Source organism: Salmonella sp. K21076 (assembly GCF_039650795.1).
Lineage (GTDB): Bacteria > Pseudomonadota > Gammaproteobacteria > Enterobacterales > Enterobacteriaceae > Salmonella > Salmonella enterica.
In genome coordinates, this window is the sequence record NZ_JBCLYA010000028.1 from 1 (window position 1) to 2,738 (window position 2,738).

3 protein-coding genes, 1 tRNA gene and 1 pseudogene are annotated in these 2,738 nt (G+C 51.2%); 3 read left to right on the forward strand and 2 right to left on the reverse strand.

Features of this window, described 5'->3' with window-relative positions; translation table 11 throughout:
• Positions 1-116 precede the first annotated feature (116 nt).
• Together AAYN39_RS10500 and yccX are read left to right on the forward strand one after the other, a co-directional pair.
• A pseudogene (locus AAYN39_RS10500) lies at positions 117-698 on the forward strand (helix-turn-helix transcriptional regulator); the annotation flags it as partial.
• 48 nt (positions 699-746) lie between these two features.
• Entirely contained in the window at positions 747-1,028 is a 282-nt protein-coding gene (gene yccX / locus AAYN39_RS10505; RefSeq protein ID WP_000072884.1) for an acylphosphatase, read from the forward strand.
• On the opposite strand, the gene tusE is transcribed toward yccX, so the two are convergent.
• Both tusE and yccA read right to left on the reverse strand, forming a co-directional pair.
• Positions 1,025-1,354: a sulfurtransferase TusE gene (gene tusE, locus AAYN39_RS10510; RefSeq protein ID WP_000904446.1), complete on the reverse strand. Its 330-nt coding sequence runs from the start codon at positions 1,352-1,354 to the stop codon at positions 1,025-1,027. The two genes, yccX and tusE, sit on opposite strands and share 4 nt — an antisense overlap.
• Positions 1,355-1,440: 86 nt before the next feature.
• Complete coding sequence (yccA, locus tag AAYN39_RS10515; protein ID WP_000374046.1) at positions 1,441-2,100, reverse strand: FtsH protease modulator YccA; 660 nt, start codon at positions 2,098-2,100, stop codon at positions 1,441-1,443.
• Between the two features lie 394 nt (positions 2,101-2,494).
• Between yccA and AAYN39_RS10520 the strand changes: the two genes are divergently transcribed.
• Positions 2,495-2,582 (forward strand) — tRNA-Ser (locus tag AAYN39_RS10520).
• Positions 2,583-2,738 lie beyond the last annotated feature (156 nt).

Below are 2,738 nucleotides of genomic sequence, written 5' to 3' on the forward strand. Positions count from 1 at the left end.
CCGTAAGTAACGAAGTTTGATGCAAATGTCAGATCGTATGCGCCTGTTAGGGCGCGGCTGGTAAGAGAGCCTTACAGGCGCATCAGAAAAACCTCCGGCTATGCCGGAGGATATTTATTAATCAGCCTGCGCAGAACGGTTTTCGCTCCGACCTGTTGTTACTTTCACCGGAGATTATTGCTCGCTTTAAAACGATGTATGTTCAGGATTATCCACCGGCAAACCTGACATCGCTGTGTACGCCGATGAGCCGTAGCCTGACATTTATGTGGGAGAACGTGTTGGATGCTGTGCGCCAGGGGTTGCCCGTTGGGCTACAGGAACATCAGGCGATGGGGTTACTGTTAGCGCTTTTACATGATGGCGCGGCGGGACCGCTGCTTATTGAACGGCGTTACACCCTCACGGAGCAGGTGCGGCAACTGATTATGCTCTCACCTGCTAAGCTATGGACAGCCCAGGAGATAGCCCGCCGCCTTGCTATGGGAACATCGACGCTGCGTCGGCGTTTGCAGCGCGAATCGCAGAGTTATCGGCAAATTATTGAAGAGGTACGCATGTCCTGCGCGCTTTCTCAACTGCAATCGACGACGCTGCCGATCGGCGAAATAGCGCTACGGTGCGGCTACCTGTCGGGGTCGCGATTTACGGCCAGATTCCGCCAACATTATGGGTGTCTGCCCAGTCAGGTACGTTAAGTATGTCCTGTATGCGTCTTCACCGTTGATTATGAAAGGAGAACCATCATGTCGAACGTCTGCATTATCGCCTGGGTTTATGGTCGCGTTCAGGGCGTCGGGTTTCGCTATACCACGCAGCATGAGGCGCAGCGGCTGGGGTTAACCGGCTATGCGAAGAATATGGATGACGGAAGCGTAGAAGTGGTGGCCTGTGGCGACGCGGCGCAGGTAGAAAAGCTCATCAAGTGGCTGAAAGAAGGCGGACCGCGCTCTGCTCGTGTGGACAAAATCCTCACTGAACCGCACAGCCCTCGCGAGACGCTAACAGGATTTAGTATTCGGTATTAAATACATTTTACCGGCTTGGGCAGACCGGCGATTTTGGTCGCTTGCTTTGCCGGGCCTTTCGGGAACAGACGATACAGATAGCGGCTGTTGCCTTTTTCTTCGCCGAACTTATTCGCCATCGCTTTTACCAGCATTCGGATGGCGGGAGAGGTATTAAACTCCAGGTAAAATTCGCGCACGAAGCGCACGACTTCCCAGTGTTCCGCAGAGAGCTCAATGCCTTCATTGGCGGCGATAGCGACTGCCAGCGCTTCACTCCACTGCGTCGTCTCTTTCAGATAGCCTTCGCTATCAGTACTGATTTCTTTACCTTCAAAGATCAACATAACGTTTCACTGCGTAATCAACACGGACGGCAGTGTAGCAAAAAATAAAGCCCTGCATAAGCAGGGCTGGAAGAGGGGAATGTCGATTAGTCGCGGCTGGCGAAGCCCAGAATGCTGAGCAGGCTGACAAAGATGTTGTACAGCGAAACGTACAGACTGACGGTCGCACGAATATAGTTGGTTTCACCGCCGTGAATGATGTTACTGGTTTCATACAGGATAGCGCCCGAGGAAATCAGGATAAACACCGCGCTAATCGCCAGGTGCAATGCAGGCAGTTGCAGGAAAATATTCGCCACCATACCAATCAGCACGACGACGATCCCGGCCATTAGCATACCGCCCAGGAAAGACATATCCTTACGGGTGGTCAGAACGTAAGCGGAGCAGCAGAAAAATACTAACGCGGTACCACCCAGCGCCAGGCCAATCACATCGCCCATGCCTGCTGACAGATAGGCGTTAAGAATCGGGCCCAGGATATAGCCGAGGAAGCCGGTAAACGCAAAAGCAGACAGGATACCGACCGGCTTATTGGCGGTTTTATAGGTCAGGAACATCAGCCCATACATACCGACCAGCGTCAGAATCAGGCCGGGGGAGGGCAGCATCAGTACCGTACTGGCTGTCGCGGTAATTGCGGAGAAAGCCAGCGTCAGGCTCAACAGAAAATAGGTGTTGCGCAGTACTTTGTGCGTACTCAGTAGCGAGCTACGATCACGCGATGATGTAATGATACGATCCATTAGTCACTCTCTTATGACAGATGTAATTAATAAAGGAGAATAATAAAAACAGTCACTGTCACCCAGTGGTTTTACCCATCTTTACGCATTCGTTTACGTTTAGTTTCCTTAAGAGATTTCAGGTGATTACCGTCGTTAAAACGGTCTGCTCATGCCTGGCGCTACGCCATAAAACAGGCGGCAGCGCCAACCACGCGTTACCGATAAAAAATTGATAATCACAGAGGTAAAACAGTGGGGACGATCAACACGTATTCAGCCCGTTTTTGTGTTGAAGAAATGGTCAATGTGCCGCTATTTCAGGCAATTAACGAAAATTTGCCTGTTTTTCACGCAAACGAACACATTCGGTCTTTACATGACGCACCGGGATGTTTATAGTGCGCCTCATTCTGGAAGTGTGGCCGAGCGGTTGAAGGCACCGGTCTTGAAAACCGGCGACCCGAAAGGGTTCCAGAGTTCGAATCTCTGCGCTTCCGCCAGATTAAACAAGGGGTTACCGAAAGGTAACCCCTTTGTTGTCTATGGAAAACCCCCAGCTAGGCTGGGGGTTCCGGAAAGCTTTCAGCTTTAAGCCAGTTATTAAAACCCCTTTTGATTTGTTAAAACATCTTGCGGTCTGGCAACTGCAAAAGTTC

Bases quoted from the DNA above. Each gene is read 5' to 3' on its own strand.
- tusE (WP_000904446.1), bottom strand. From the start codon at position 1,354: ATGTTGATCTTTGAAGGTAAAGAAATCAGTACTGATAGCGAAGGCTAT.
- yccA (WP_000374046.1), bottom strand. From the start codon at position 2,100: ATGGATCGTATCATTACATCATCGCGTGATCGTAGCTCGCTACTGAGT.
- yccX (WP_000072884.1), top strand. From the start codon at position 747: ATGTCGAACGTCTGCATTATCGCCTGGGTTTATGGTCGCGTTCAGGGC.